Below are 25,800 nucleotides of genomic sequence, written 5' to 3'. Positions count from 1 at the left end.
GCCTACAGGGTGCGTCGTATCCAGTACAGGGATGGTCGCATCCAGTGTCGGTGACGTCGTTTACAGATTTTTTCAGCCCCTTTTGCCCGCCTGGACCGCAAAAAAACGGCGAAAACGCTGCGTAAAACCTGCGCGGCGTTGTTGGACAAGAGTGCGTCGGTGTGAGACGTCGAACGACACGGCAAAAGCCTGATGATGCAGCCATACCGGCGGATTGCAGCTTGAGCGTAGCAGCTCCGTCACCGGGCGCTTCTGCGCCTGGAGTTGGCACATCCAGGAGTTCGGCAGTAATGGCTATCAGCGTTTTCGACCTGTTCAAAATCGGCATCGGCCCTTCCAGTTCGCACACCGTGGGGCCGATGCGCGCCGCCGCGCTGTTCGTGCAAGGTTTGCGTGAGCAGGGTCTTTTGGAACAAGTGCGGCGCGTCGAAGTTCAGCTTTATGGTTCGTTGTCGGCCACCGGCATCGGTCACGGCAGCGACAACGCGGTGATCATGGGCCTGATGGGCGAGTGGCCGGACGCGATCGATCCGTCGCAAATCGGCATCCGCATTGAAACCCTGCGCGAAACCCACACGCTGCTGCTCGACGGCCGTTTATCGGTGCCGTTCATCTGGGCCCGGGACATGCGCCTGATCGACGAAAACCTGCCGTTCCACCCCAACGCCATGACCCTGATTGCCGAAGGCGATGACGGCGAGCTGCATCGCGACACCTACTATTCCATCGGTGGCGGATTTGTCGTTGATGAAGCGCAAGCCTCCAGCGGCGTGGTGGATCTGGATCGCACCGAGTTGCCGTACGATTTCTCCAGCGCCGTCGAGCTGCTCAGCCTCTGCAAGCAGCACAACCTGCGCGTCGCTGAACTGATGATGGCCAACGAGAAGGTCTGGCGCAGCGAAGACGAAATCCGCGCCGGGCTGATGAAGCTCTGGCGAGCCATGCAGGATTGCGTCGAGCAAGGTCTCAAGCACGAAGGCATCCTGCCCGGTGGCCTGAACGTACGTCGTCGTGCGGCCAAATTGCACCGTAGCCTGCAGGAGCTGAACAAGCCCAACGTGATCGGCTCGACCTTGAGCGCAATGGAATGGGTCAACCTGTTCGCCCTTGCGGTCAACGAAGAAAACGCCGCCGGCGGGCGCATGGTCACGGCACCGACCAACGGCGCGGCGGGGATCATTCCGGCGGTGTTGCACTACTTCATGAAGTTCAGCGAAGCGGTGACTGACGCCAACGTGGTCGACTATTTCCTCAGTGCCGCAGCGGTAGGGATTCTGTGCAAGAAGAATGCGTCGATTTCCGGTGCGGAAGTCGGTTGCCAGGGTGAAGTCGGTTCGGCGTGCGCCATGGCGGCGGCGGGCTTGGCGGAGATCCTTGGCGCCACGCCGGAGCAATTGTGCAATGCGGCGGAAATCGGTCTGGAGCATAACCTCGGCCTGACCTGCGACCCGGTCGGCGGGCTGGTGCAAGTGCCGTGCATCGAGCGCAATGCGATTGCCGCGGTGAAAGCGATCAACGCTGCACAGATGGCGTTGCGTGGGGATGGCCAGCACTTTATTTCGCTGGACCGGGTGATCCGCACCATGCGTGATACCGGTGCGGATATGCATGACAAATATAAAGAGACATCGCGGGGTGGGTTGGCGGTTAGCGCGGTGGAGTGCTGATACCCGGTCGACCTTGTGGCGAGGGGATTTATCCCCGTTGGGTCGCGAAGCGGCCCCAAAATCTTTACGACTGCTGCGCAGCCGAACGGGGATAAATCCCCTCGCCACAACAGACCTCACCACGCACCACCAGACCAGTCAAAACTGCGCGCTAAGTGAACACGGAAATCGAAACGCGCCACCTTTTGGCGCGTCGCTTACAGATAAGCCACTTGTATCAACCCAGGGATCCAAACCGGCCCTGACCTTTCGTCCCCTGTGCTTGCGGTGACACTCTTTCCAAAGTCGCCGCAAGCCTGTTCCCACAAGTGCTACCGATTTGCTCACACGCAACGGAGCAGAGCACTTGCTGCCCTTCCTGATACTTATAACCCCCACTCGCGACGCGGCTTATATAGACACGCCGCGACGTCGTTTTCAGGAGTTATTGAACGCGCATTCAATTTTAGGCATGGCAATTGCTCTGTCATTACAAAGCCCGTCTCCCACGCGAGAACGATGGCAATAACAAGAGCCTCCGCCTGAGGCCATCACCCGCTTTGTGTGAGGAGATACCGCGATGACGACGTTCAACTCCGGGGCTCAACCCCAGAACCGTGCGCCTCAATCCATCGGCTTTCTGCTGCTGGACAATTTCACGCTTATTTCTCTGGCCTCCGCCGTAGAACCCCTGCGCATGGCCAACCAATTGTCCGGTCGCGAGCTGTATCGCTGGACCACGCTCACCGTCGATGGCGGTCAGGTCTGGGCCAGTGATGGTCTGCAGATCACCCCCGACGCCTCCATGCACAAAGCACCTTCCATGGACACCATCATTGTCTGCGGCGGTATCGGCATTCAGCGCACCGTAACCCGCGAACACGTGTCGTGGCTGCAAAGCCAGGCGCGCCAGTCCAAGCGCCTCGGTGCGGTCTGCACCGGCAGCTGGGCCCTGGCTTGCGCGGGTCTGCTGGACGGTTTCGATTGCAGCGTGCACTGGGAATGCCTGGCCTCGATGCAGGAAGCCTTCCCGCGCGTGGCTATGAGTACCCGTTTGTTCACCCTCGACCGTAACCGTTTCACCAGCTCCGGCGGCACCGCGCCGCTGGACATGATGCTGCACCTGATCAGCCGCGATCACGGCCGCGAACTGTCGGCCGCGATCTCGGAAATGTTCGTCTACGAGCGTATCCGCAACGAACAGGATCACCAGCGCGTGCCGCTCAAGCACATGCTCGGCACCAACCAGCCGAAGTTGCAGGAAATCGTCGCGCTGATGGAGGCCAACCTCGAAGAACCGATCGACCTCGACGAACTGGCGGTGTACGTCGCCGTGTCCCGTCGTCAGCTCGAGCGGTTGTTCCAGAAGTACCTGCACTGCTCGCCATCGCGTTACTACCTGAAACTGCGCTTGATCCGCGCCCGGCAGCTGCTCAAGCAAACGCCGATGTCGATCATCGAAGTGGCGTCGGTGTGCGGCTTCGTGTCCACGCCGCACTTCTCCAAGTGCTACCGCGAATACTTCGGTATTCCGCCGCGTGACGAACGCGTCGGTTCCAACACCACGCAACAGGTAGCGATGATGCCGCTGCCGCAAGCATTGGTGCTGTCGCCGTTGTCCGGGCCGTTGTCGGCGTTGAGTCAGGCGCGTAATGAGTCGACGTTTGCCAGCGTAAGGCTTTAAACCTTGTGGCGAGGGGGCTTGCCCCCGTTGGGTCGCGCAGCGGCCCCAAGATTTTACGACTGCTGCGCAGCCGAACGGGGGGCAAGCCCCCTCGCCACAGGTCAGGCGCTACGGCTTTGTTGGTACTCCGCCAACGCCGGCAGCAATTGCCTGTCGATGGCCTGGCGCACGGCCGGCAGGATGGTCGCGCTGCTGGTGTACATCTGCTTGACCATGGTGCGCAGCACTATCGCCCGCTCATCGTTCAAACCCCTCACCGCACACTCGCAAGCCTGCTCGGCCGTGGAGCCGTTCGGTACTTGAAACCCTAATGATTTCAGCTGGCCCAGCAGGTCTTCCTGGTCAATCAAATCGGCGTGCATCATGACGCAATCCTTCTTCAGGGAACGGTGTCGTGGTTCGATTCTCGTAGGGGGGCGGGGTGGCGGCAAGGACGATTTGTCGCAATGGCCGCAATACCTATGAACAGGTCGTTTTCGGCTAACTTGCGAGAGGGGAGAGTGGGCACACTGGATTCAGCTGGCTTCACGAAGGTTTGGTCACCCTCGCGCAACGGCTCCTCAACAGTAACTTCTGCCCCGATCCTGTCACGGCTTGATCGGGGCTTTTTTTGCCTGTGAATCAGGAGGAGTTGTGGTGTCTGGGCTGACGCCTTCGCGGGCAAGCCTCGCTCCTACAGGATCGGGGTCACCACCGGTTAGGCGAACGCCGCGAAACCTGTAGGAGCGAGGCTTGCCCGCGAAGAACGATGACGCGGTTTAACGCTGTAAAACGAGGATCCGCGACAACAACTCATCCCGATCGACATAGCACCCTTGAAAATGCCGGGCGCCACTGGCGGGGTCGAAGGCGTTGCGGGCGTGGAGGGTGCGGCGGTTATCGAAGCACCACAATTCGCCGGGATTGAGCCGTTGCATCAACCTGAACCGCGCTTCGCGGGTCATCGCAATAAACCGCCGATAAGCGCGGTATAGCTTGGGCATGTCTTCGATGGACGCATCGAACGGCCCACGCAAAAAGTTCGCCATACGAATTTCCGACACCTGCCCCAACGCATCCAGAGCAATGATCGGCGCGAGGCAGCGGTAGTCGCTGTGACGGTCCTTGTTGCGAAACTCCACGGGGATTTCACACAAGGCCTTGAAAGACTCGGGATCTTCCTCGCGCAGCGCGTGGGCAATCGCAAAACCGTCGACAAAAATACTCTCGCCGCCGTCCGCGTCGTTGACCAGGCAATGCAGGAATTGCAGGCCCGGTTGCAGCTCCCGGGTTGGCAGGTCGCTGTGCAACGGCAGGTTGAAAGCGGTGTAGGCATTGCTGTCGGCATCGGCCTTGGATTGCACGTTGAACAGCACGCCGAAATTGCTCTCGCGAATGAAGGAAATCCGCTGGGCAATCAACTTCAGTGACCCCGGTTCGGTGGGCACGCCGCGCACTTGAGTCAGGCCGGTATCGCGCACCGCCAGCAGCCACTGCAACAGGGCATCGTTATCGTTGATCAACGCCTGGTAGTCGAACACCGGTAGCTGCACATCACTTTTCCACAGCCTGGATTTCGGCTTGCCGGCCCGGCGTTCGGCGCGGGATTCGTCATCATAGGCGTGAGCCCGCAACCAGCCCGGATCAAAGCGACTCTGGTGGCCGTCCTGCCAATCGACACACAGGCAGCCTTCAGCATCGACCCGGGTATTGGCCGCGGTCAGGTTTTCTGCGACATCGACGATTTCCAGCACCTGCTCGCGGGTCACGGTGTAGACGCATTGCGGGCACGGGCAGTTGTCCCGCAGCCATTGATGATGGAAGGGGCTGACACGGGTATCGGCCCATGTCACAAGAACGCGATCCGCCAAGGCCTGCACGCCACTCAGCGCGCTGATCAACGGATAAGTACGAAAGTCGGCAAACGCAGCAGCGGTGTTCATGGCGATCTCCTTGTTATTTTTTTGCAGGTAGAGCGATCACTCGGCCAATGCAGGCGGGGGCAGGCAGGTCGGTTTGCTCGGCCACGATGGCTTGCAGCTTGCCCAGCGTCTCTTCGCTGAACGGCGCAGAACGCGGCCCGGCGAGGTCGACGTGGAGCAGCATTTGTTCGTTGCCCGCCAGCTCCTTGTCATCGCCGACCAGGTGCAGGCTGTGATAGAGGTGCAGGCGTTTGCTGTCGTGCGCGATGATCTGGGTGTGCACTTCAACCTCGGCGTCGAGCTTCACTTCGTGCAAGTAATTGAGGTGCAGTTCGAGGGTGAACAGCGAATTGCCGCTGGCTTCGCGGTTGTTGCTGTCCATGCCCAGGCGATCCATCAGAGCGTCGGTGGCGTAGCTGAAAATCAGCAGATAGAAGGCGTCGCGCAGGTGGCCGTTGTAGTCGACCCAGTCGGGGATGATTGTGGTTTGGTAGGTGGTGAGGGTGGGCATGTCGTCACATCCGAAAATGGTTGAAACCTGTAGGAGCGAGGCTTGCCCGCGAAGGCGGTATTCCTGCCGCAAGAAATCCGTCGGATGTACCGGCCTCTTCGCGGGCAAGCCTCGCTCCTGCAAGTGGGTGGCGATGGTTAGTCGGCGAAGGCCATCCCATGCTTCTCTTTGGTGGTCTTCACCGCCTCAAGCACCGCCAGCAGGCAATCATCACGATAGCGCTCCAGCGCCGAAATGCTGTGCGTGCCCAGCTGGTCACTGGTGCCATCCACCACATCATCAATCAATTTGTCGGTCAGTTCCGGTGCCGGCAGATAAGTCCACGGCAGCTGCAATGCGGGTCCGAACTGCGCCATGAAGTGGCGCATCCCCGCATCGCCACCGGCCAGGGTGTAAGTCAAGAAGGTGCCCATGAACGACCAGCGCAGACCCGCGCCAAAACGGATCGCGTCGTCGATTTCACCGGTGGTCGCGACACCGTCGTTCACCAGGTGCAGTGCCTCACGCCACAACGCCTCGAGCAAGCGGTCGGCGATAAACCCCGGCACTTCCTTGCGCACATGCAGCGGACGCATGCCCAAGGATTCGTAGACTTTCATGGCCGCTTGAACGGCTTCCGGCGCGGTGTTCTTGCCACCTACCACTTCCACCAATGGCAGCAGATAAACCGGGTTGAACGGGTGGCCGACCACGCAGCGTTCCGGGTGCGTCGAGCTCTCGTAGAACTCGCTCGGCAACAGGCCCGAGGTGCTGGAGCCGATCAGTGCATTCGGCTTGGCCGCCGCGCTGATTTTGCTGTGCAGTTCCAGTTTCAGATCGAGGCGCTCCGGGGCGCTTTCCTGAATGAAATCGGCATCGCGAACACACTCTTCAATGGTCGCGACAAAGCGCAGGCGATCTTGCGAAGCGCCGGGCGCCAGTCCTTGCTTCTCCAGCGCGCCCCAGGCATTGGCGACGCGTTTGCGCAGGGCCGCTTCGGCACCGGGCGCCGGGTCCCAGGCCACCACGTCGAGGCCGTGGGCGAGGGCGCGGGAGACCCAGCCGCTGCCAATGACACCGCTGCCCAGGGCAGCGAAGGTTTTGATATCAGTGATGAAGGTCATGGCAACTTCCTAAAAGAATTCGGTGATCCGCTGTAGGAGCGGGCTTGTGTGGCGAGGGGATTTATCCCCGTTGGGTCGCGAAGCGGCCCCAAATCTGTGAGTGCGGTTTCTCAGAGAGACCGCAGTCACCGGTTTTGCGACTGCTTCGCAGTCGAACGGGGATAAATCCCCTCGCCACACAAGCCCGCTCCCACAGGTGATGTGTGGTTCGGCTCAACCGCGCTTGGTCAGGCCCATTTTTGCCCGGCCTTCCGCCGGGGTCAGAACCCGCGCGCCGAGGCGGCTGAGGATTTCCGAGGCGCGTTCGACCAGCTGGCCGTTGGTCGCCAGTACGCCTTTGTCCAGCCAGATGTTGTCCTCCAGACCGACCCGCACGTTGCCGCCGAGCAGCACCGCTTGCGCGGCCATCGGCATCTGCATGCGACCGATACCGAAACCGGCCCACACCGCGTTGGCTGGCAGGTTGTCGACCATGGCTTTCATGGTGGTGGTATCCGCCGGCGCGCCCCACGGGATGCCCAGGCACAGCTGGAACAGCGGGTCGTCGAGCAAGCCTTCCTTGATCAACTGTTTGGCGAACCACAGGTGACCGGTGTCGAAAATTTCCAGCTCGGCCTTTACGCCCAGCTCTTGAATGCGTTTGGCGCCAGCTCGCAGCTGCGCCGGGGTGGACACGTAAATGGTGTCGCCATCGCCGAAGTTCAGGGTGCCGCAATCGAGGGTGCAGATTTCCGGCAGCAGTTCTTCGACGTGGGCCAGGCGGGTCAGCGGGCCGACCAGATCGGTGTTCGGACCGAACTCCATCGGGTTCTCGCCAGCGCCGATTTCCAGGTCGCCGCCCATGCCGGCGGTGAGGTTGACGATGATGTCGACGTCGGCCTCGCGGATGCGCTCCATGACTTCGCGGTACAACGCCACGTCACGGCTGAACTTGCCGGTTTCGGGGTTGCGCACATGGCAGTGGACGACCGTGGCGCCCGCTTTGGCTGCCTCTACGGCGGCAGCGGCGATTTGTTTCGGGGTGACCGGCACGTGCGGGCTTTTGCTGGTCGTGTCGCCAGCACCGGTGAGTGCGCAGGTGATGATGACGTCGTGGTTCATGAGGCGGGTTCCTTGCAGGCGTGATGATTCCGTTCGCAGCCCCGTAGGGCTGCGAGTCGGTGGTTCAATCGGGGTTTATTTGCTGGTCAGTTTCAAATTGTCAGCCGCCGGTTTGCCATCGAAGGTGGTCACACCTTCCAGCCAGCGTTGCTTGTCTTGCGGGTGATCTTTCAGCCATTGCCTGGCTGATTCGAAGGCGTCCTTGTGATCCAGCAGCGGCTGCATCATCCGGCTCTCGTCTTCGGCGGTGTAGGTCAGGTTGCTCAGCAACTTGCCGATGTTCGGGCACTGTTGCGCGTAGTTCGGCGCGGTGACGGTCCAGACGGTGGCCATGCCTTCGTTCGGGCCCAGCGCGTCGTCGCTGCCGGTGAGGTAAGTCATCTGCACGTTGACGTTCATCGGGTGCGGCGCCCAGCCGAAGAACACCACGGCTTCCTTGCGGCGCACGGCACGATCCACCGCCGCGAGCATGCCGGCCTCGCTGGACTCGACCAACTGGAACTTGCCAAGGCCAAACTGGTTCTTGGCGATCATCGCCTTGATCTGGGTGTTGGCGCCCGAGCCTGGCTCGATGCCGTAGATCTTGCCGCCCAGCTCTTTTTCGAACTTGGCGATGTCGGCAAAGGTTTTCAGGCCCTTGTCGGCGAGATAAGTCGGTACGGCGAGGGTGGCGCGGGCGTCTTTCAGGCTTGGAGCTTCAAGGACCTTGACCTGATTGGCGTCGACGAACGGCGTGATGGTCTGGGTCATCAGCGGGTTCCAGTAGCCCAGGAACAAGTCCAGGCGCTGGTCGCGGATCCCGGCGAAAATGATTTGCTGGGAAGCGCTGGTTTGTTTGGTGTTGTAGCCGAGGCCGTCAAGCAATACCTGGGTCATGGCGCTGGTGGCGATGACGTCGGTCCAGTTCACGACGCCCATGCGCACGTTCTGGCAAGAAGCGGGTTCGGCCGCCATGACGCTGGCGCTCAGGAAAGCGGTACCGCTGAGTGCAAGAACACAGCTGCTGATCAGTCGTTTCATCTCAGGTTTCCTCGGCAGACGTTATTGTGGGTTCCGGCATCTTCGTGCGCCGGTGATGACCAAGTTACGCACCAATGCCCCCGTTAAAACGCACTACGGCGACCAGCTCTTGCACTGCAGCGACCTGACCTCTTGAATGCCACTCGCAAGTGGCGTATCAACGTCCACACGCTACCCGTCAACCGAGTGCGCTCCATGTCCCAGGATTTCTACTTCATGTTGATGCCGGGTTTCTCGGCCATCGGTTTTATCTCGGCGATCGAACCGCTGCGGGTCGCCAATCGCTTTCGCGGCGAGCTGTATCGCTGGCATGTGCTGAGCGCAGACGGCGGGGCGGTACTGGCCAGCAACGGCATGTCGGTCAACGCCGACGCGGCGCTGGAACCGTTGAAGAAAGGCGCGACACTCTTGGTGATAGCCGGCTTCGAACCGCTGAAGTTCGCCACCCCGGCACTGGAGCACTGGCTGCGCCGACTGGACAACGAAGGCGTGAAACTCGGCGCCATCGACACCGGCAGTTTCGTCCTCGCCGAAGCCGGTCTGCTCGACGGCCATCGCCTGACCCTGCACTGGGAAGCCATCGACGCGTTCAAGGAGTCTTATCCACAGCTCAGCGTCACCCAGGAGCTGTTCGAGATCGATCGTCGGCGCATCACCTCCGCTGGCGGCACCGCGTCCATCGACCTGATGCTCGACCTCATCGCCCAGGCCCACGGCCCGGAACTGGCGATCCAGGTCAGCGAACAATTCGTACTCGGCCGCATCCGCCCGCGCAAAGACCACCAGCGCATGGAAGTCGCCACGCGGTATGGCATCAGCAACAAGAAACTCGTTCACGTTATTGGCGAGATGGAACAGCACAGTGAGCCGCCGCTGACCACGCTGGAGCTGGCCGAATCGATCAAAGTGACGCGGCGGCAGCTGGAGCGGTTGTTTCGGTTGCACCTGAACGACACACCGAGCAATTTTTATCTGCGGTTAAGGCTGGAGAAGGCGCGGCAGTTGTTGCGGCAGACGGACATGAGTGTGCTGGAGGTGAGTATCGCGTGCGGGTTTGAATCGCCGTCGTATTTCACCCGGAGCTATCGGGCGCGGTTTGAGCGGTGTCCACGGGAAGACCGGCGCACCGCGAAAGCATGAACAGCAGCGAAACCTGTGGGAGCCGGGCTTGCCCGCGATGAGGCCGGCACTTTCAACATTGATGTTGACTGACACACCGCAATCGCGGGCAAGCCCGGCTCCCACAGGTTCTCTGTGTTGGTAGAAGATTGAGTTACTTTTTCATCAATGCCGAACACGCCGCTTTGAACGCCTCATGCTGATACTTGTTCAGCGTCCCCGGCAGCTCAAAATCAAATTTCTTGTTCTGCGCATTGATCGTCTGCGGTGACAGCAGCGTCACCTCGCAACTCTCCAGCAACTGGAAAACGCCCTCGATCTTGAACGTCGTCGGCCCACCCGCAAATTCGCCTTTTTTGCTGCGCTTCTTGATCGCGATCCGGTCGATGGAATTCTCACGAACAAACGACGCGACTTGCGCGGCAAAGACCTTGACGTTGGCGGCCTCGTCGTCATCCTCAAGGGCGATTTTCTTGGTCGCCAGGGCGGCGTGGCTCAGCGCCTGACCGTCGAGAGAGGCCACGGCGATGATCGCCTCACTGCCTTTGATTTCGATACCGCAGATTTTCATTTCGATCCCTTTACTGGCTGAAGTAAGCAGCTTTACCGCTCTAGTTGGCCGAAGTTTGCATCACTCCTGCCCAATCGACTCCAAAAACTCCGACCGCTCATCGCTCATACGCGCCACGCAATCATTTTGCGCGATGGTGAACGCCTTGCTGCCACTGGTCGCCGGAAATGCTTCAACCGCGCAATCCGCATCCCGGGTCTTCAGCCATTGTTGCTGGGCGGCCTTGATCTTGGCGGTGATGTCGGCCAGTTGCGTCGGGCTCTTGCCGTAGAGGGTTTGCATGCGCTCGGTCAGGCTTTGGTAGTTTTCCTTGAGCAGGTCTTCTGCGGTGGTTCGGCTGTAGACCGAGCATTCCAGGGTCTGGACGTCGTTTTCGACCGCATCGCAGGGGTTGTTTTCGGACTCTTCAGCCGCCTGTACGCCGGTCGCTATCAGTGCCAAAGCCAGGAAGATCGATTTCATTGCTTTACCCCAAATACGTAGTGCCGCGAATTCTGGCCCATGCGCAAGTCCTTGAACAGGTGGCCTGCGACGTTCAACGACGACCCTTTGTCGCGGATTGACGCTTTCGGCAAACCCCCTGTCGTTTTTGCACCCGGCTGCACCGGTCCTCAGGCATATGCTGGCCCCAAAGCGCCGGCACACGATTCGGCGCATGAATCGCTAATAGGGGACAGCCTGATGAGCCCAGCCGAATTGCACGCCGACAGCATCGTTATCGACGGGCTGATTATTGCCAAGTGGAACCGCGAGCTGTTTGAAGACATGCGCAAAGGCGGTCTGACCGCGGCCAACTGCACCGTGTCGGTGTGGGAGGGCTTTCAGGCCACCGTCAACAACATTGCCGCCAGCCAGAAGCTTATCCGCGAGAACAGCGACCTGGTGATTCCGGTGCGCACCACCGCCGACATCCGTAAAGCCAAGGAGCAGGGCAAGACCGGCATCCTCTTCGGTTTCCAGAATGCTCACGCGTTTGAAGACCAGATCGGCTATGTCGAGGTGTTCAAGCAGCTCGGCGTCGGTATCGTGCAGATGTGCTACAACACCCAGAACCTGGTCGGCACCGGTTGCTACGAGCGCGATGGCGGGCTGTCGGGCTTCGGTCGTGAAATCGTTGCCGAGATGAACCGCGTTGGCGTCATGTGCGACCTGTCCCACGTCGGTTCGAAGACTTCCGAAGAAGTCATCCTCGAATCCAAGAAGCCGGTCTGCTACTCCCACTGCCTGCCGTCGGGCCTGAAAATTCACCCGCGCAACAAATCCGATGAAGAACTGAAGTTCATCGCCGATCACGGCGGTTTCGTCGGTGTGACCATGTTCGCGCCGTTCCTGGCCAAGGGCATCGATTCGACTATCGACGACTACGCCGAAGCCATCGAATACACCATGAACATCGTCGGCGAAGACGCCATCGGTATCGGCACCGACTTCACCCAGGGCCATGGCCAGGACTTCTTCGAATACCTGACCCACGACAAGGGCTATGCCCGCCGTCTGACCAGCTTCGGCAAGATCATCAACCCGCTGGGCATCCGCACCGTGGGCGAGTTCCCGAACCTGACCGAAACCCTGCTCAAGCGCGGCCATTCCGAGCGTGTGGTGCGCAAGATCATGGGCGAGAACTGGGTCAACGTCCTCAAGGACGTCTGGGGCGAGTAAGCCGCCGCACCTCTGAATCCTTTCCCCCGGCCGTCCGCGCCGGGGGCAACACCAAAATTTTTCTGGAGTTAAGTTTCCATGGCCAAGATCGCCCCGCAATTGCCAATCGAAGTCGACAGCGAAACCGGTGTCTGGACCTCCGACGCCCTGCCGATGCTGTACGTACCGCGTCATTTCTTCGTCAACAACCACATGGGCATCGAGGAAGTGCTGGGCGCCGAAGCCTACGCCGAGATCCTCTACAAGGCCGGCTACAAGTCCGCCTGGCACTGGTGTGAAAAAGAAGCCGAATGCCACGGCCTGGAAGGCGTCGCGGTGTTCGAGCACTACATGAAGCGTCTGTCGCAACGCGGCTGGGGCCTGTTCAAGATCCAGGACATCGACCTCGACAAAGGCACTGCCAGCGTCAAGCTCGAACACTCGGCGTTCGTCTACGTGTACGGCAAGGTCGGGCGCAAGGTCGACTACATGTTCACTGGCTGGTTTGCCGGTGCCATGGACCAGATTCTGCAAGCCCGCGGCAGCAAGATTCGCACGGTTGCCGAGCAAGTCTACGGTGGCTCCGAAGAAGGCCACGACGACGGTTTGTTCACCGTCAAGCCGTTGTAAGTCGAGGACCCCGCCATGGCTTTCGAAGCAATGTTCCAGCCGATCCAGATCGGCAAACTGACCATCCGCAACCGCGTGCTCAGCACCGCGCACGCCGAGGTCTACGCGACCGACGGCGGCATGACCACCGACCGGTACGTCAAGTATTACGAAGAGAAAGCCAAGGGCGGGATCGGCCTGGCGATTTGCGGCGGTTCCTCCAGCGTGGCCATCGACAGCCCGCAAGGCTGGTGGAAGTCGGTCAACCTGGCCGACGACCGGATCATTCCGCACTTCCAGAACCTGGCCGACGCCATGCACAAGCATGGCGCCAAGATCATGATCCAGATTACCCACATGGGCCGTCGTTCCCGTTGGGACGGCGAGCACTGGCCAACCCTGCTGTCGCCGTCGGGCATCCGTGAACCGGTGCACCGTGCGACCTGCAAAACCATCGAGCCGGAAGAAATCTGGCGGGTGATCGGCAACTACGCCAGCGCCGCCGCGCGAGCCAAGGCCGGTGGCCTGGACGGCGTCGAACTGTCCGCCGTGCACCAGCACATGATCGACCAGTTCTGGAGCCCGCGCGTCAACAAGCGTACTGACGAATGGGGCGGCAGCTTCGAGAACCGCATGCGTTTCGGCCTGGAAGTGATCAAGGCTGTGCGGGCTGAAGTCGGCCCGGACTTCTGCGTCGGCATCCGTCTGTGCGGTGATGAATTCCACCCGGACGGCTTGTCCCACGAGGACATGAAGCAGATCGCCAAGTACTACGACGACACCGGCATGATCGACTTCATCGGCGTGGTGGGTTCGGGTTGCGACACCCACAACACCCTGGCCAACGTGATTCCGAACATGAGTTATCCACCGGAGCCGTTCCTGCATTTGGCGGCCGGTATCAAGGAAGTGGTGAAGGCGCCGGTTCTGCACGCGCAGAACATCAAGGACCCGAACCAGGCGACCCGTATTCTGGAAGGCGGTTACGTCGACATGGTCGGCATGACCCGCGCCCACATCGCCGACCCGCACCTGATCGCCAAGATCAAGATGGGTCAGGTTGACCAGATCAAGCAATGCGTCGGCGCCAACTACTGCATCGACCGTCAGTACCAAGGCCTGGACGTGTTGTGCATCCAGAACGCCGCGACCTCCCGTGAATACATGGGCGTGCCGCACATCATCGAGAAATCGACCGGTGTGAAGCGCAAAGTCGTGGTGGTCGGTGCCGGCCCTGCCGGGATGGAAGCGGCGCGCGTGTCCGCCGAACGTGGCCACGACGTGACCCTGTTCGAGAAGAAAGAATTTATCGGCGGGCAGATCACCACCGCATCGAAAGCCCCACAACGGGACCAGATCGCCGGTATCACCCGCTGGTTCCAACTGGAGCTGGCGCGTCTGAAAGTCGACCTGCGCCTGGGCGTGGCCGCCGATGCAGCGACCATTCTCGACCTGCGTCCGGACGTGGTGGTGCTCGCCGTTGGCGGTCATCCATTCCTCGAGCAGAACGAACACTGGGGCGCGGCTGAAGGCCTGGTGGTCAGCAGCTGGGACATCCTTGACGGCAAAGTGGCGCCGGGCAAGAACGTGCTGGTCTACGACACCATTTGCGAGTTCACCGGGATGTCGGCTGCCGACTTCCTCGCCGACAAGGGCAGCCAGGTCGAGATCGTCACTGACGACATCAAGCCGGGCGTGGCGATTGGCGGCACCTCGTTCCCGACGTACTACCGCAGCATGTACCCGAAAGAAGTGATCATGACCGGGGACATGATGCTGGAGAAGGTCTACCGCGAAGGCGACAAGCTGGTGGCGGTGCTGGAAAACGAATACACCGGCGCCAAGGAGGAGCGGGTGGTGGACCAGGTCGTCGTCGAAAACGGCGTGCGTCCGGACGAAGAAATCTACTACGCCATGAAGGAAGGCTCGCGCAACAAAGGCCAGATGGACATCGAAGCCCTGTTCGCGATCAAGCCACAACCTTCGTTGAGCCAGGCGGGCGACGGCTACTTGCTGTTCCGCATCGGCGATTGCGTGGCGCAGCGCAACACCCACGCGGCGATCTACGACGCGTTGCGGTTGTGCAAGGATTTCTAAGAGCTTGTGGATAACCCTGTGGGAGCGGGCTTGCTCGCGAAGGCGGACTGACATTTAACATTGATGTCGACTGACCCACCGCTTTCGCGAGCAAGCCCGCTCCCACAGGAATCGGGCAAGGCATCCAGGTAGTTTGGCCTGCAAGACCCTGCGGTCTTTGGGAGCTCCACCATGTTGAACACCCTTCTTCCAATCCTGTTGTTCGCAGCCCTGGGCCTCGCTGTCCTCGGCGCGTTGCGGCGGGTGGCCATGTGGCGACGGGGCCGGGCTTCGAAAGTCGACCTGATCGGCGGCCTGTTCGCCATGCCCAAGCGCTACATGGTCGACTTGCACCACGTCGTCGCGCGGGACAAATACATCGCCAACACCCACGTGGCCACGGCCGGTGGCGCGGTGGCGTCGGCGGTGCTGGCGATTCTGGTGCACGGTTTCGGCCTGCATAATCGCTATCTCGGTTATGCGCTGTTGCTGATGACGGCCGTGATGTTCGTCGGTGCGATCTTTATGTACCTGCGTCGGCGCAACCCACCGGCCCGTTTGTCCAAAGGCCCGTGGATGCGTCTGCCGAAAAGCCTGCTGGCGTTTTCGGCGTCGTTCTTCCTGGTGACCCTGCCGGTAGCCGGCATCCTTCCGGAAGACTTCGGTGGCTGGATCCTGGCCGTGATCCTCGGGATCGGCGTGCTGTGGGGCGTCTCGGAATTGTTCTTCGGCATGACCTGGGGCGGCCCGATGAAGCACGCCTTCGCCGGTGCTTTGCACCTGGCCTGGCACCGTCGCGCCGAACGCTTTGGCGGCGGCCGTTCCACCGGTTTGAAACCGCTGGATCTGAACGATCCAACCGCACCATTGGGCGTGGAAAAACCCAAGGATTTCACCTGGAACCAATTGCTCGGCTTCGACGCCTGCGTGCAGTGCGGCAAGTGCGAAGCTGCGTGCCCGGCGTTCGCCGCCGGCCAGCCGTTGAACCCGAAAAAACTGATTCAGGACATGGTGGTCGGCCTGGCTGGCGGCACCGATGCCAAATTCGCTGGCAGTCCGTACCCTGGCAAAGAAGTCGGTCTACACGCCGGCAATCCGCATCAGCCGATCGTCAACGGTCTGGTGGACGCCGAAACCCTGTGGTCCTGCACCACGTGCCGTGCCTGCGTCGAGGAATGCCCGATGATGATCGAGCACGTCGACGCCATCGTCGACATGCGCCGCCATCTGACCCTGGAAAAAGGCGCGACCCCGAACAAGGGCGCCGAAGTCCTGGAAAACCTGATCGCCACCGACAACCCGGGCGGTTTCGCGCCGGGCGGGCGGATGAACTGGGCGGCGGATTTGAACCTCACTCTGATGAGCGAAAAGAAATCCGTCGACGTGCTGTTCTGGGTCGGCGACGGTGCGTTCGACATGCGCAACCAGCGCACCCTGCGCGCCTTCGTCAAAGTGCTGAAAGCGGCCAAGGTCGACTTCGCGGTACTCGGTTTGGAAGAGCGCGACAGCGGTGACGTGGCCCGGCGTCTGGGCGACGAAGCGACGTTCCAACTGTTGGCTAAACGCAACATCCAGACCCTGGCCAAATACAGCTTCAACCGCATCGTCACCTGCGACCCGCACAGCTTCCACGTGCTGAAAAATGAGTACGGCGCCTTCGACGGCAACTACCTGGTGCAGCACCACAGCACCTACATGGCCGAAATCATTGGCGCTGGCGCCCTCAATCTCGGCCAGCACAAAGGCAGCAGCGTGACCTATCACGACCCATGCTACCTCGGTCGCTACAACGGCGAGTACGAGGCGCCGCGTGAAGTGCTGCGCGCCCTCGGGATTGAAGTCAAAGAGATGCAACGCTCCGGTTTCCGCTCGCGCTGCTGCGGCGGCGGTGGCGGTGCGCCGATCACGGACATTCCGGGCAAGCAGCGGATCCCCGACATGCGCATGGAAGACATCCGCGAAACCGGCGCCGAATTGGTAGCCGTGGGTTGCCCACAGTGCACCGCGATGCTCGAAGGCGTGGTTGAACCACGTCCGCTGATCAAGGACATCGCCGAACTGGTGGCGGACGCATTGCTTGAAGACGCAGCCCCAAGCAAACCGTCCACACCGGCCCAACGTGAACCTGCGGAGGCCCACTGATGAGCGACATTATCCGCCGCGACCCCCGCGCCGAATGGATTGCCCGTAACCGCCTGCACCCGCTGCACGCGGCCATGCGACCGGCGCAACACAGCTGGATGGGGCCCAATGGCGTCATCCGCAAGAATCTCCATGGCATAGGTTTCATCGGCCCGAACGGCATCAAGCGGATCGACCGCAGCGGTGCTCAGCAGGGCGGGGCGACCAAACGCTCGGCCGCCATTGAAGTGCAATTGCCGCTGCATCAAGTGCCTGCACCGGCGTTTTACATCAGCGTGGTACCGGACATGGTCGGCGGCCGCTTGAGCAGCCACGACCGCGACTTGCTCGGCCTGGCGCATCAATTGGCCGGCAAGGACGGCGCGGTGTTGGCCGTGGTCTTCGGCGAACACAAGGAAAACGCCTTCGCCACTGCTGGCGTCGATCGTTTGCTCGTACTCGAAGGCGACGAATTCAGCGGTTATGCACCGGAACAACGGGTCCAGGGCCTGCGGGCTGTGGATAACCAGTTCAGCCCGCGTCACTGGTTGCTGCCGGACAGCCGCAGCGGTGGCGGTGAACTCGGTCGACGTTTTGCCGCCGCACTGGGCGAACGCCCGGCCACGCGGGTCTGGCAGGTCAAGGAACAGGAATGCATCGGCCGCGCCGGTGCGGGCTTACAAGACCTTGCGCGTCCCGTCGCACGCCTGATTCTGGCCGCTGCCGAATGTGCCGAACCGGTCAGCGAAACCCGACATGAAGCCTTGCCGGTGGAGTTATCCACAGCCGTTGCGCGAAGCTTGTCGCGCATTGAAGATCTGGGCGCAGTGGCGGTGGACCCGGCGGCGATTCCGATGGCCGAAGCCGAGTTCATCTTCTCCGGCGGCAACGGCGTCAAGGACTGGGAGCTTTTCCACAGGACTGCCGAAGCGCTCGGCGCCACCGAAGGCGCGTCCCGGGTGGCCGTGGACGATGGTTTCATGGCGCGTGATCGGCAGGTCGGCGCGTCCGGTACCTGGGTCACGGCGCGGGTTTACGTGGCGGTGGGCATTTCCGGGGCGATCCAGCACCTGCAAGGCATCGGCGCCTGCGACAAGGTGGTGGCGATCAACCTCGACCCTGGCTGCGACATGATCAAACGGGCCGACTTGTCGGTGATCGGCGAGAGCGCCGAGATTCTTCAAGCCTTGATCGCGGCGGTAGAGGCTTACCGCAACGAAGCCAAGCGCGATGCGGCTTAAGGGAAGGAAAGGGTTATGAGCACGAAAATCATCAGCCTGGTGTCCATCGGCGCCCACCCGACCTCCGGTCGGCCACGTCGCGCGGAGCAGGATGCGCGGGCGGTGGAGCTGGGTCTGCAACTGGCTGGGGATAACCTGCAAGTGCTGCATGCCGGCGACGTCGCGGAACCGGCATTGCGCGCTTATCTGGGCATGGGCCTGGAACAGTTGCATGTGCTGGAACAACCGCAGGGCGCCGATGCATTGCCGGCGTTGACCGCCTATCTGCGCGATGCCGGGGCCCAGGTCGTGCTGACCGGCAGCCAGGCAGAAACCGGTGAAGGCTCGGGCATGCTGCCGTTTCTGCTGGCGGAAAGCCTAGGCTGGCCGCTGGTGGTCGGGCTGGCTCAGGTGGAATCCATCGACGGCAGTACGGCGCTGGTGCTGCAAGCCTTGCCCCGTGGCCAGCGTCGTCGCTTGAAGGTACGGCTGCCGTTTCTCGCAACCGTGGATAACGCCGCGCCGAAGCCTCGGCAGAGCGCCTACGGCCCGGCACGGCGTGGGGTGTTGCAGGCGGATGAAGTCGAAGTGATCGACGATGAGCTGCTGGCGGTTGCCACGTTGCAACCCGCCAAACCGCGACCTAAACGCTTGAAAGTGATCAAGGCGAAAAGCGGCGCAGACCGGATGAAAGCCGCAACGGCCAAGGCCAGTGGCGGCGGTGGACAGGTGCTGAAAGGCGTGACTGCGCAAGCGGGTGCCGAGGCGATTCTCAAGTTGCTGATCGAAGAAGGCGTGGTTCGCTGACTCTCGCTCAAACTGAATCAAAAATGTGGGCTTGCTGTACTTCCAGTCAGTAGAAGTTGAACAAGCGACGAATAAATTGTGGCGAGGAGATTTATCCCCGTTGGACTACGCAGCAGTCCCATTTTTTGGGGCCGCTTCGCAGCCCAACGGGGATAAATCCCCTCGCCACAGGTTTGTTTTTCACAGGGGAAAAACAATGACCGTTGAATTTCGTTCGGCCCAGCGCGCGGATGCGCGGGAGATTGCTCGTCTGTTCCAGATTTCGTCAGAGGGCGCTGCGGATTATATCTGGAGCCAACTGGCCGAGCCCGGCCAGGATCTATTGGACGTGGGCGCCAGTCGTTATGCCCGCGACGATGTGGATTTTTCTTATCAGAACTGCCTGATTGCCGAAGCCGACGGGCAGGTCGTCGGCATGATGCACAGCTACACAATGCGTCACGATCCCCTGGCCGAACCCACCACCGACCCGGTGCTGGCGCCGTATGCCGACATGGAAATCCCCGACACGCTTTACATCTCCAGCCTGGCGCTGCACGAAGGCTGGCGCAATCGGGGCCTGGGCCAACAGTTTCTCGCCCACGCTCACGAACGCGCCCAGCAGTTGGGCCTCAAGGGGTTGAGCCTGATCGACTACGCCGTCAACACCGGTGCCCGTCGATTCTACGAACGCCATGGCTTTCGCATCGTCGATACCTGCCAGATCACGCCTCACCCGATGATTAGAGTGACCGGTGACGCCTACCTCATGCAGTGGCCCTAGTGAGCTATATTTCTCCATGAGCCGTCCGGTTGGGCAGCAGCGCTAATTCAAACAGCGGGTTTTCAGGCACGGGTTGATCATGAACGCGGTCAGTCTGCGTGTGACATGTCTGATCTGTGCCGTGATGGTTTTTCTGGTTGTATCCACGCGTTTGACGGCTGATGACGAAGCGCCGGATTTCTACACATGGGTCGAGTCCAGACAGGGGCGCAGCGCTTCCCTGGCGCAGATGAAGCAGCAGTGCGACAACGTGCGCGATGCCGAGAAAAACCTGCAATGCTCAGTGTCCGTTCTCGCCAGAATGTTCGAGGCCAAAGCCGCCAACCAGCTGCCTGACTACTACCTGGCGATCAAGCGCAGTCACGCCCGGGCCATCGCGAATGACCCTGAGCTCAAACTGATGTTCTCCATGTTCGGCAACGAATCGATCGCGACCTTGCGCAGGGTCGCCGATTTCTCGGTGAGCAGGACGAAGCATCACGAAGTACTGCCGATCCATCCTTACCCCGGTGACGGGCACGCGACCGATGCAGTGCTGCCCTACGTCGATGTCAAAGCGGCCAATGGTGTTTCGGCGCGGTTCATTTTCGACACGGGCGCCCCTCAAACCCGGGTCAACACTGCAACCGCGAAGCTGATGGGCGTCACCTTGTTAACCGACTCCCATTACGGCTACAGCACGTTTTACGGTGAGCGAGACCTGTCAGCCCAGCTGGGAGTCCTGGAATCCCTGAAGATTGGCACAAGCGAATTCAGGAATGTCCTGGTGTTTGTCAGTGACCGGGATAACTTGTTGGGGCTTGATCTGATTGGTAAATCAGGGCGTTTGAAAGTCACGAAAAAGACCTTGGAAATTAACGCTGCAGCGCCCACACGCTGTGACTCGCCCATTACCTATGTGCGCATGGACATCAATCAAAGGCTGACGATTGCCGCGCGGCTGGATCGCCGGGCGACACTGGCGATTATCGACACCGGCAATGTGGATTACCTGACCTCGTCCTCACCTGGTCATGCGCCCGACAACGTCACCGTCACGCCGAGCCACCGGACCTACCGGGGCGAGTTGAGCCTGGCCGGGCGCATCCAGTCGATCACCTATAAATATTACCCGGACTATACGATTCCGCCGTCCCTGCTGCTCGGGCAGTACGTGCCTTCGATCCTGCTCGGGTGGGGTGCTTTCGATGATTATGAGCTGAATCTGGATATCGCCTCGGGCTTGTCTTGTTTCAACAGGCTTTGACGACTGTTACCCACAATCCCTGTTAGCGCTTCTGTGGATAACATGTTCGCCCTTCGCTGCGCGCCGTGAAAATCAAGCCCTGCAAGCCTTCGTACAAAAAATAATCAGCCTAACTTGCGGTTTTTACGGGCTTTTTCTCGTGGATAAGTTTAAGCGAGCGGCAATACTTGCCCCCAATCTCTGTTGGCGCTTCTGTGGATAAGATGTTCGCTGTCCGCTACAGGCTCTATAAACCGGGCCTTTCAGGTGTCTGGTTAAAAAACAACCAGATTGCAGCTTTACAGTGATAAACCTCTCGGAAACACCGATTTATGGCGGCTTTCGGAGGTTTTCCACAGAAGCGCCAAAGTTGCCCCCAAAGTCTGTTGGCGCTTCTGTGGATAAGGTGTTCGCCATCCTCTACAGGCCTTGTAAACCGTGCTGTGCAAGCGCTCGGTCAAAAAACAACCAATCGCTGCGGAAAACCCTGCTTCTGGATAAGTCACGGATTTTCTTCGGTTTCTGTGGAGAAAGTTTAGTGTAAAACCACACTTGTCCCCATTAGCTGTGGGTGGAGGTGTGGATAACTTGTTTGTGGAAGGCTGGAAGCCACGTTCGGTATAGGCCTGAACGTAATAGATCATATTTCGTACAGTTCTAGGTTGCGGGAGTATCTGGGGAGATGTGCGGTGAATGGGAGGGCGCTTTCGCGGGCAAGTCGAATCGTCGCACCGCCGCTCCCACAAGGATCAGTGGTGTACACAACGTTTGTGGACACCCTAAACACTGTGGGAGCGGCGGTGCGACGATTCGACTTGCTCGCGAAGCTTTTGACTTAACCGCTTACAGGAACACCTTTGAGGTACGGCGCAGGCTCGGCCCCCAGGTTGTTCAACAGACGTTCGCTGTACCAGTCCACAAAGTTCACCACACCAAACTCATAAGTCTTCGAGTAAGGCCCAGGCTGGTACGCGGTGGAGTTGATCCCGCGCTGGTTCTCTTCCGCCAGGCGACGGTCCTGGTCGTTGGTGGCGTCCCAGACCTGGCGCATGCGGTCCACGTCGTAGTCCACGCCTTCGACCGCGTCCTTGTGAACGATCCACTTGGTGGTGACCATGGTTTCCTGCGCGCTGATCGGCCACACCGTGAAGACGATGATGTGGTCGCCCATGCAGTGGTTCCACGAGTGCGGCAGGTGCAGGATGCGCATCGAGCCCAGGTCCGGGTTCTTGATGCGGCCCATGAGTTTGGCGCAGCCCTGTTTGCCGTCCAGGGTCATCGACACGGTGCCCTTGAGCAGCGGCATGCGCACGATGCGGTTACGCAGGCCGAAACTGGCGTGGGCGTAAGGAATCTTCTCGGCTTCCCAGGCCGCGGCGGAGGCCGCGACATGGTCCTTGAACGCCTGGTCGGCGCGCGGGTCGGTGACGTCGTCCCATTCCAGCAGGGTTTTCAGCAGTTCCGGGTGCGACGCGTTGCAGTGGTAGCACTCGCGGTTGTTTTCCAGCACCAGTTTCCAGTTGGCTTTTTCGAACAAGGTGGTCTGAATCGCCACCTTGGTGTTCTCCATGTCGTACGGTTCCATGTAATGGTTCAGCGTCGACAGGAAGTCATCAATGGCCGGCGGATTCTCCGACAGGCTGATGAAGATGTAGCCGCCGGCGGTCTTCACGTTCACCGGTTTGAGGCCGTACTGCTTCATGTCGAAGTCGGCGCCCATCTCGGTGCCGGCGAACAGCAGGCGACCGTCGAGTTCGTAGGTCCACTGGTGGTAATGGCAGACCAGCTTGGCGACCTTGCCTTTTTCACTGGTGCACAGCCGCGAACCGCGGTGACGGCAGACGTTGTGGAACGCATGCACCACGCCTTCGGCACCGCGAATCACGATGATCGGGTTCTTGCCGACTTGCAGGGTCAGGTAGTTGCCCTTGGTCGGGATTTCGCAGGCCATGCCGGCGATCAACCACTCTTTCTGGAAGATTTCCTGCATGTCGATATCAAACAGCCGCTCGTCAGAGTAAAACGGCTGCGGCAGCGAGAACGTACGCTCGCGCTCTTGCAGCATCTGCGCGGTGGCCTTGCGTGCGGGTTCCAGTGGATCGCCCAGGCTCAGGGTAGTAGTGACGTCCATCATTTAATCCTCAAGGCCATTCTGTGTGGCCGGCGAAAGTGGCTAATCAGGTTTGCTACGCAAGGTGTAAAGAATGTGTCTTGGTATGGGGCGAGTGTGGGGCCGGCGTTGTCCGGAACCTTATCCATGGGCGACATGGCCCAATCTGTTCCCGACGCGCAACCCCCGGTAGTTGGGGGCTGGTCGCGATAAGTATGTGAATGTCGCAGATAGGTAAATGGGTGGCTCGCGCTATACGCAGAATCGCCAACATAAGGCCGACCATCGGCGGTGGAGAACAGCATGTCCAACAGCTTCCTGAATCCGGTAACCACCCAGACCTGGGCCAATGGTCGACACATCGTCCGTTGCGTCAAAGTCATCCAGGAAACCTGGGATGTGCGCACCTTCTGCTTTATGGCCGACCAGCCGATCCTGTTCTTTTTCAAGCCGGGGCAGTTCGTCACCCTGGAGCTGGAAATCGAAGGCGTGCCGATCATGCGCTCCTACACCATTTCCAGCTCGCCGTCGGTGCCGTACAGCTTCTCGGTGACCATCAAGCGCGTACCGGGCGGCAAGGTGTCGAACTGGTTGCATGACACCTTGCACGAAGGTCAGGAACTGGCGGTACACGGGCCGGTCGGGCTGTTCAACGCCATGGATTTCACCGCGCCGAAAGTGCTCTACCTCAGCGGCGGTGTCGGCATTACGCCGGTGATGTCGATGACGCGCTGGTTCTACGACACCAACGGCAACGTCGACATGGTGTTTATCCACAGCGCCCGTTCGCCAAAAGACATCATTTACCACCGCGAGCTGGAACACATGGCGTCGCGGATCGACAACTTCAGCCTGCACCTGATCTGCGAGAAGCATGGTCTGGGCGAGCCATGGGCCGGTTATCGCGGATACCTGAATCACAAGATGCTGGAGCTGATGGCACCGGACTTCCTTGAGCGCGAAGTGTTCTGCTGCGGCCCGACGCCGTACATGAACGCGGTGAAACGCATGCTCGAAACCGCCGGTTTCGACATGTCGCGTTATCACGAAGAGTCCTTCGGTGCTACGCCACCGGAAGCCCGGGCCGATGCGGTGGAGCAAGCCGAAATTGCAGCCGACGCACCGGACATCGATGTGGCGGATCTGCACCAAGTGGAATTCACCGCGTCCGGCAAGAGCATTCGCGTTGCGCCGGGAGAAACGGTCCACGCCGCGGCTGCCAAGTTGGGTTTGCTGATTCCAAAGGCTTGCGGGATGGGGATCTGCGGGACGTGCAAGGTGATGAAGCTGGGAGGCGAGGTCGAAATGGACCACAACGGCGGGATCACCGAAGAAGACGAAGCCGAAGGGTTCATCCTGTCGTGCTGCAGCGTGCCGAAGGGCGATGTGCGCATCGAGTTTTAACTCAAGAGCGTGACTGGCTTTTTCTTTCGGATCAAATACATCCCTCTCGCTATGCAGAGAGGGATGTAGAGTGAGTGTTTCTAGTGTTCGCGAGTTGTTTGTAAAAAGATGTTCTGGAGCGGAAATTAAAACTTCTCTAGTTTGCCGGTCAAATCTTCAGCAAAAAATCTCTGCACCGTCGTTTTTCCTTGCGCCTTCAGGGCTGGTTCTTCCTTTACAATCCAAGTACTCGTTTCAAATTGCTTGCTTTGAAAAAACGGGTCGCTACTTGGAATTGCGTGAATGACACGAACAATGCCTTCCGCTTGATTGGAGAAATTAGCAGATGCTACATCCCACAAGGTACCAGCGACTGAGCTTTCGTGCTTTCCCAGTTCGGCAATAGGCGCAACATCATCATGGCCTGCTGCCTTTGCACCTTTGGCCATCAATTCGCCTCGTAAGTTGTGAGGTTCGTTCGGCTTCGCAGACTCCAAGTACTGGAAGCGTGTATTAATTTTCTGATAACTTGATTCACCTTGATAGTTGTGTAGTTGTTGACCTCCGTGAGTCATTTCGATGGTACGTCCGCCCGAAGATTTTGCGAGGCTTTGAGCTGTGAGCATTGCGCTATATTCAGGGTTGTTGTTTGCGTCTTTACTGTTTCCGCACCAAAAATAGGTATTGTCTTTCGGCGTGTCGAAGTTTGCTGTATGGATAAAGCCACTGAGATTTTTCAGCTCTTGGTTTCGTGCGACTACTACTGAGGTGGCGAGTTTAAATTTCTCAGGCGAGCCTTTTATTTTCTCTAGCGCGGAATCTGCAGCGGCGCTATTTCTTTTTGCACATGCTAATGAGTCTAAAGCGAGTGGGTTGCTCGTGTTAGTAGTGGATGCCAAGGTTTGTGCTGTGGGTGTTGTCGTATTGTTGATGGAGGGTGAGCTTGAGTTGGAGTTCGTAGTGGCGTGGCTTGGAGACTTAGTAATAAGGGACATAAATCGAGGGGCTCTTGTCTTAAGGGTTGTTTCTGTTGCCCTGTTATGAGGCGTGACTGATATTACGGCTTTGTACGCTGAAATAAATCGATATTGAATGTTTAATAATGATTTGGCTGATTTTTAGGAAAGTCAACGCAGCATAAGTGGCGGTGAGTTGGTGTTTTGTTGGAAGATTGTGTAGGAAGTGTTGCAGG

At 59.7% G+C, this 25,800-nt stretch carries 22 protein-coding genes; 12 read left to right on the top strand and 10 right to left on the bottom strand.

Going from position 1 to position 25,800, the window contains the following annotated elements; genetic code table 11:
• Positions 1–290 precede the first annotated feature (290 nt).
• Both J2Y86_RS15685 and J2Y86_RS15680 read left to right on the top strand, forming a co-directional pair.
• The gene (locus J2Y86_RS15685) at positions 291–1,667 is read left to right on the top strand and encodes an L-serine ammonia-lyase (RefSeq protein ID WP_253433051.1); all 1,377 of its coding nucleotides are present in this window, start codon (positions 291–293) and stop codon (positions 1,665–1,667) included.
• A 559-nt stretch (positions 1,668–2,226) separates the two neighbouring features.
• Complete coding sequence (locus J2Y86_RS15680) at positions 2,227–3,330, top strand: GlxA family transcriptional regulator (RefSeq protein WP_008033265.1); 1,104 nt, start codon at positions 2,227–2,229, stop codon at positions 3,328–3,330.
• 101 nt (positions 3,331–3,431) lie between these two features.
• Here J2Y86_RS15680 and J2Y86_RS15675 read toward each other — a convergent pair whose 3' ends face one another.
• The 6 genes from J2Y86_RS15675 to J2Y86_RS15650 form a co-directional block, all read right to left on the bottom strand.
• Positions 3,432–3,695 carry a hypothetical protein gene (locus J2Y86_RS15675; RefSeq protein WP_150765250.1) on the bottom strand — a complete coding sequence of 88 codons (264 nt, stop codon included), beginning with the start codon at positions 3,693–3,695 and terminating at the stop codon, positions 3,432–3,434.
• Positions 3,696–4,088: 393 nt separating this feature from the next.
• Positions 4,089–5,252, bottom strand: a complete 1,164-nt coding sequence (locus J2Y86_RS15670; protein ID WP_253433048.1) for a gamma-butyrobetaine dioxygenase — start codon at positions 5,250–5,252, stop codon at positions 4,089–4,091.
• Positions 5,253–5,265: 13 nt separating this feature from the next.
• Positions 5,266–5,742, bottom strand: coding sequence for a thioesterase family protein (locus tag J2Y86_RS15665; RefSeq protein ID WP_253433045.1), 477 nt, complete (start codon positions 5,740–5,742; stop codon positions 5,266–5,268).
• A 137-nt stretch (positions 5,743–5,879) separates the two neighbouring features.
• Entirely contained in the window at positions 5,880–6,845 is a 966-nt protein-coding gene (locus J2Y86_RS15660; RefSeq protein WP_253433041.1) for an L-carnitine dehydrogenase, read from the bottom strand.
• Between the two features lie 213 nt (positions 6,846–7,058).
• A complete protein-coding gene (locus tag J2Y86_RS15655) occupies positions 7,059–7,946 on the bottom strand; it encodes a 3-keto-5-aminohexanoate cleavage protein (RefSeq protein ID WP_017341199.1) in 888 nt (295 codons plus the stop codon).
• Positions 7,947–8,021: 75 nt separating this feature from the next.
• On the bottom strand, positions 8,022–8,966 hold the full coding sequence (locus J2Y86_RS15650; RefSeq protein ID WP_253433038.1) for a choline ABC transporter substrate-binding protein: 945 nt from the start codon (positions 8,964–8,966) through the stop codon (positions 8,022–8,024).
• Positions 8,967–9,161: 195 nt separating this feature from the next.
• Between J2Y86_RS15650 and J2Y86_RS15645 the strand changes: the two genes are divergently transcribed.
• A complete protein-coding gene (locus J2Y86_RS15645) occupies positions 9,162–10,106 on the top strand; it encodes a GlxA family transcriptional regulator (protein ID WP_253433035.1) in 945 nt (314 codons plus the stop codon).
• A 133-nt stretch (positions 10,107–10,239) separates the two neighbouring features.
• Here the strand turns inward: J2Y86_RS15645 and J2Y86_RS15640 are convergent, their stop codons facing one another.
• Both J2Y86_RS15640 and J2Y86_RS15635 read right to left on the bottom strand, forming a co-directional pair.
• Positions 10,240–10,656 carry a DUF3010 family protein gene (locus tag J2Y86_RS15640; protein WP_253433032.1) on the bottom strand — a complete coding sequence of 139 codons (417 nt, stop codon included), beginning with the start codon at positions 10,654–10,656 and terminating at the stop codon, positions 10,240–10,242.
• A gap of 60 nt (positions 10,657–10,716) precedes the next feature.
• Positions 10,717–11,118: a lysozyme inhibitor LprI family protein gene (locus J2Y86_RS15635; RefSeq protein ID WP_253433028.1), complete on the bottom strand. Its 402-nt coding sequence runs from the start codon at positions 11,116–11,118 to the stop codon at positions 10,717–10,719.
• A gap of 219 nt (positions 11,119–11,337) precedes the next feature.
• On the opposite strand from J2Y86_RS15635, the gene J2Y86_RS15630 reads away from it, so the two are divergent.
• The 8 genes from J2Y86_RS15630 (at position 11,338) to J2Y86_RS15595 (ending at position 21,136) form a co-directional block, all read left to right on the top strand.
• Positions 11,338–12,315 carry a dipeptidase gene (locus tag J2Y86_RS15630; RefSeq protein ID WP_008033250.1) on the top strand — a complete coding sequence of 326 codons (978 nt, stop codon included), beginning with the start codon at positions 11,338–11,340 and terminating at the stop codon, positions 12,313–12,315.
• 78 nt (positions 12,316–12,393) lie between these two features.
• Positions 12,394–12,924, top strand: a complete 531-nt coding sequence (locus tag J2Y86_RS15625) for a DUF5943 domain-containing protein (protein ID WP_007947752.1) — start codon at positions 12,394–12,396, stop codon at positions 12,922–12,924.
• A 15-nt stretch (positions 12,925–12,939) separates the two neighbouring features.
• Positions 12,940–15,000, top strand: coding sequence for a dimethylglycine demethylation protein DgcA (gene dgcA, locus J2Y86_RS15620; RefSeq protein WP_253433025.1), 2,061 nt, complete (start codon positions 12,940–12,942; stop codon positions 14,998–15,000).
• 171 nt (positions 15,001–15,171) lie between these two features.
• Positions 15,172–17,121 (top strand): dimethylglycine demethylation protein DgcB, encoded by a 1,950-nt coding sequence (dgcB, locus tag J2Y86_RS15615; protein ID WP_253433022.1) that lies wholly within the window; start codon positions 15,172–15,174, stop codon positions 17,119–17,121.
• Positions 17,121–18,341 (top strand): electron transfer flavoprotein subunit alpha, encoded by a 1,221-nt coding sequence (gene etfA, locus J2Y86_RS15610; RefSeq protein ID WP_253433019.1) that lies wholly within the window; start codon positions 17,121–17,123, stop codon positions 18,339–18,341. Before dgcB ends, etfA begins: the two co-directional genes overlap by 1 nt.
• A gap of 15 nt (positions 18,342–18,356) precedes the next feature.
• Complete coding sequence (etfB, locus tag J2Y86_RS15605) at positions 18,357–19,127, top strand: electron transfer flavoprotein subunit beta (RefSeq protein WP_150653987.1); 771 nt, start codon at positions 18,357–18,359, stop codon at positions 19,125–19,127.
• Positions 19,128–19,323: 196 nt separating this feature from the next.
• Complete coding sequence (locus J2Y86_RS15600; protein WP_253433016.1) at positions 19,324–19,890, top strand: GNAT family N-acetyltransferase; 567 nt, start codon at positions 19,324–19,326, stop codon at positions 19,888–19,890.
• Between the two features lie 79 nt (positions 19,891–19,969).
• A complete protein-coding gene (locus J2Y86_RS15595; RefSeq protein ID WP_253433013.1) occupies positions 19,970–21,136 on the top strand; it encodes a retropepsin-like aspartic protease in 1,167 nt (388 codons plus the stop codon).
• 814 nt (positions 21,137–21,950) lie between these two features.
• On the opposite strand, the gene gbcA is transcribed toward J2Y86_RS15595, so the two are convergent.
• On the bottom strand, positions 21,951–23,246 hold the full coding sequence (gene gbcA / locus J2Y86_RS15590; protein WP_253440317.1) for a glycine-betaine demethylase subunit GbcA: 1,296 nt from the start codon (positions 23,244–23,246) through the stop codon (positions 21,951–21,953).
• A 282-nt stretch (positions 23,247–23,528) separates the two neighbouring features.
• On the opposite strand from gbcA, the gene gbcB reads away from it, so the two are divergent.
• Positions 23,529–24,629 carry a glycine-betaine demethylase subunit GbcB gene (gbcB, locus tag J2Y86_RS15585; protein ID WP_253433009.1) on the top strand — a complete coding sequence of 367 codons (1,101 nt, stop codon included), beginning with the start codon at positions 23,529–23,531 and terminating at the stop codon, positions 24,627–24,629.
• A gap of 125 nt (positions 24,630–24,754) precedes the next feature.
• Here gbcB and J2Y86_RS15580 read toward each other — a convergent pair whose 3' ends face one another.
• Positions 24,755–25,603, bottom strand: a complete 849-nt coding sequence (locus tag J2Y86_RS15580) for a hypothetical protein (RefSeq protein WP_253433006.1) — start codon at positions 25,601–25,603, stop codon at positions 24,755–24,757.
• Positions 25,604–25,800 lie beyond the last annotated feature (197 nt).

This window comes from Pseudomonas migulae (assembly GCF_024169315.1).
In the GTDB taxonomy this organism is placed as follows: domain Bacteria; phylum Pseudomonadota; class Gammaproteobacteria; order Pseudomonadales; family Pseudomonadaceae; genus Aquipseudomonas; species Aquipseudomonas migulae_B.
The sequence above is the reverse complement of the archived record's forward strand: the minus strand, read 5'-3'. Positions and strand labels throughout refer to the sequence as shown.

Bases quoted from the DNA above. Each gene is read 5' to 3' on its own strand.
- J2Y86_RS15595 (WP_253433013.1), top strand. From the start codon at position 19,970: ATGAACGCGGTCAGTCTGCGTGTGACATGTCTGATCTGTGCCGTGATG.
- J2Y86_RS15670 (WP_253433048.1), bottom strand. From the start codon at position 5,252: ATGAACACCGCTGCTGCGTTTGCCGACTTTCGTACTTATCCGTTGATC.
- J2Y86_RS15600 (WP_253433016.1), top strand. From the start codon at position 19,324: ATGACCGTTGAATTTCGTTCGGCCCAGCGCGCGGATGCGCGGGAGATT.
- etfA (WP_253433019.1), top strand. From the start codon at position 17,121: ATGAGCGACATTATCCGCCGCGACCCCCGCGCCGAATGGATTGCCCGT.
- J2Y86_RS15685 (WP_253433051.1), top strand. From the start codon at position 291: ATGGCTATCAGCGTTTTCGACCTGTTCAAAATCGGCATCGGCCCTTCC.
- etfB (WP_150653987.1), top strand. From the start codon at position 18,357: ATGAGCACGAAAATCATCAGCCTGGTGTCCATCGGCGCCCACCCGACC.
- dgcB (WP_253433022.1), top strand. From the start codon at position 15,172: ATGTTGAACACCCTTCTTCCAATCCTGTTGTTCGCAGCCCTGGGCCTC.
- J2Y86_RS15645 (WP_253433035.1), top strand. From the start codon at position 9,162: ATGTCCCAGGATTTCTACTTCATGTTGATGCCGGGTTTCTCGGCCATC.
- J2Y86_RS15680 (WP_008033265.1), top strand. From the start codon at position 2,227: ATGACGACGTTCAACTCCGGGGCTCAACCCCAGAACCGTGCGCCTCAA.
- J2Y86_RS15665 (WP_253433045.1), bottom strand. From the start codon at position 5,742: ATGCCCACCCTCACCACCTACCAAACCACAATCATCCCCGACTGGGTC.
- J2Y86_RS15635 (WP_253433028.1), bottom strand. From the start codon at position 11,118: ATGAAATCGATCTTCCTGGCTTTGGCACTGATAGCGACCGGCGTACAG.
- J2Y86_RS15640 (WP_253433032.1), bottom strand. From the start codon at position 10,656: ATGAAAATCTGCGGTATCGAAATCAAAGGCAGTGAGGCGATCATCGCC.
- J2Y86_RS15650 (WP_253433038.1), bottom strand. From the start codon at position 8,966: ATGAAACGACTGATCAGCAGCTGTGTTCTTGCACTCAGCGGTACCGCT.
- gbcB (WP_253433009.1), top strand. From the start codon at position 23,529: ATGTCCAACAGCTTCCTGAATCCGGTAACCACCCAGACCTGGGCCAAT.
- J2Y86_RS15660 (WP_253433041.1), bottom strand. From the start codon at position 6,845: ATGACCTTCATCACTGATATCAAAACCTTCGCTGCCCTGGGCAGCGGT.
- J2Y86_RS15630 (WP_008033250.1), top strand. From the start codon at position 11,338: ATGAGCCCAGCCGAATTGCACGCCGACAGCATCGTTATCGACGGGCTG.
- gbcA (WP_253440317.1), bottom strand. From the start codon at position 23,246: ATGGACGTCACTACTACCCTGAGCCTGGGCGATCCACTGGAACCCGCA.
- J2Y86_RS15625 (WP_007947752.1), top strand. From the start codon at position 12,394: ATGGCCAAGATCGCCCCGCAATTGCCAATCGAAGTCGACAGCGAAACC.
- J2Y86_RS15675 (WP_150765250.1), bottom strand. From the start codon at position 3,695: ATGATGCACGCCGATTTGATTGACCAGGAAGACCTGCTGGGCCAGCTG.
- J2Y86_RS15655 (WP_017341199.1), bottom strand. From the start codon at position 7,946: ATGAACCACGACGTCATCATCACCTGCGCACTCACCGGTGCTGGCGAC.
- dgcA (WP_253433025.1), top strand. From the start codon at position 12,940: ATGGCTTTCGAAGCAATGTTCCAGCCGATCCAGATCGGCAAACTGACC.
- J2Y86_RS15580 (WP_253433006.1), bottom strand. From the start codon at position 25,603: ATGTCCCTTATTACTAAGTCTCCAAGCCACGCCACTACGAACTCCAAC.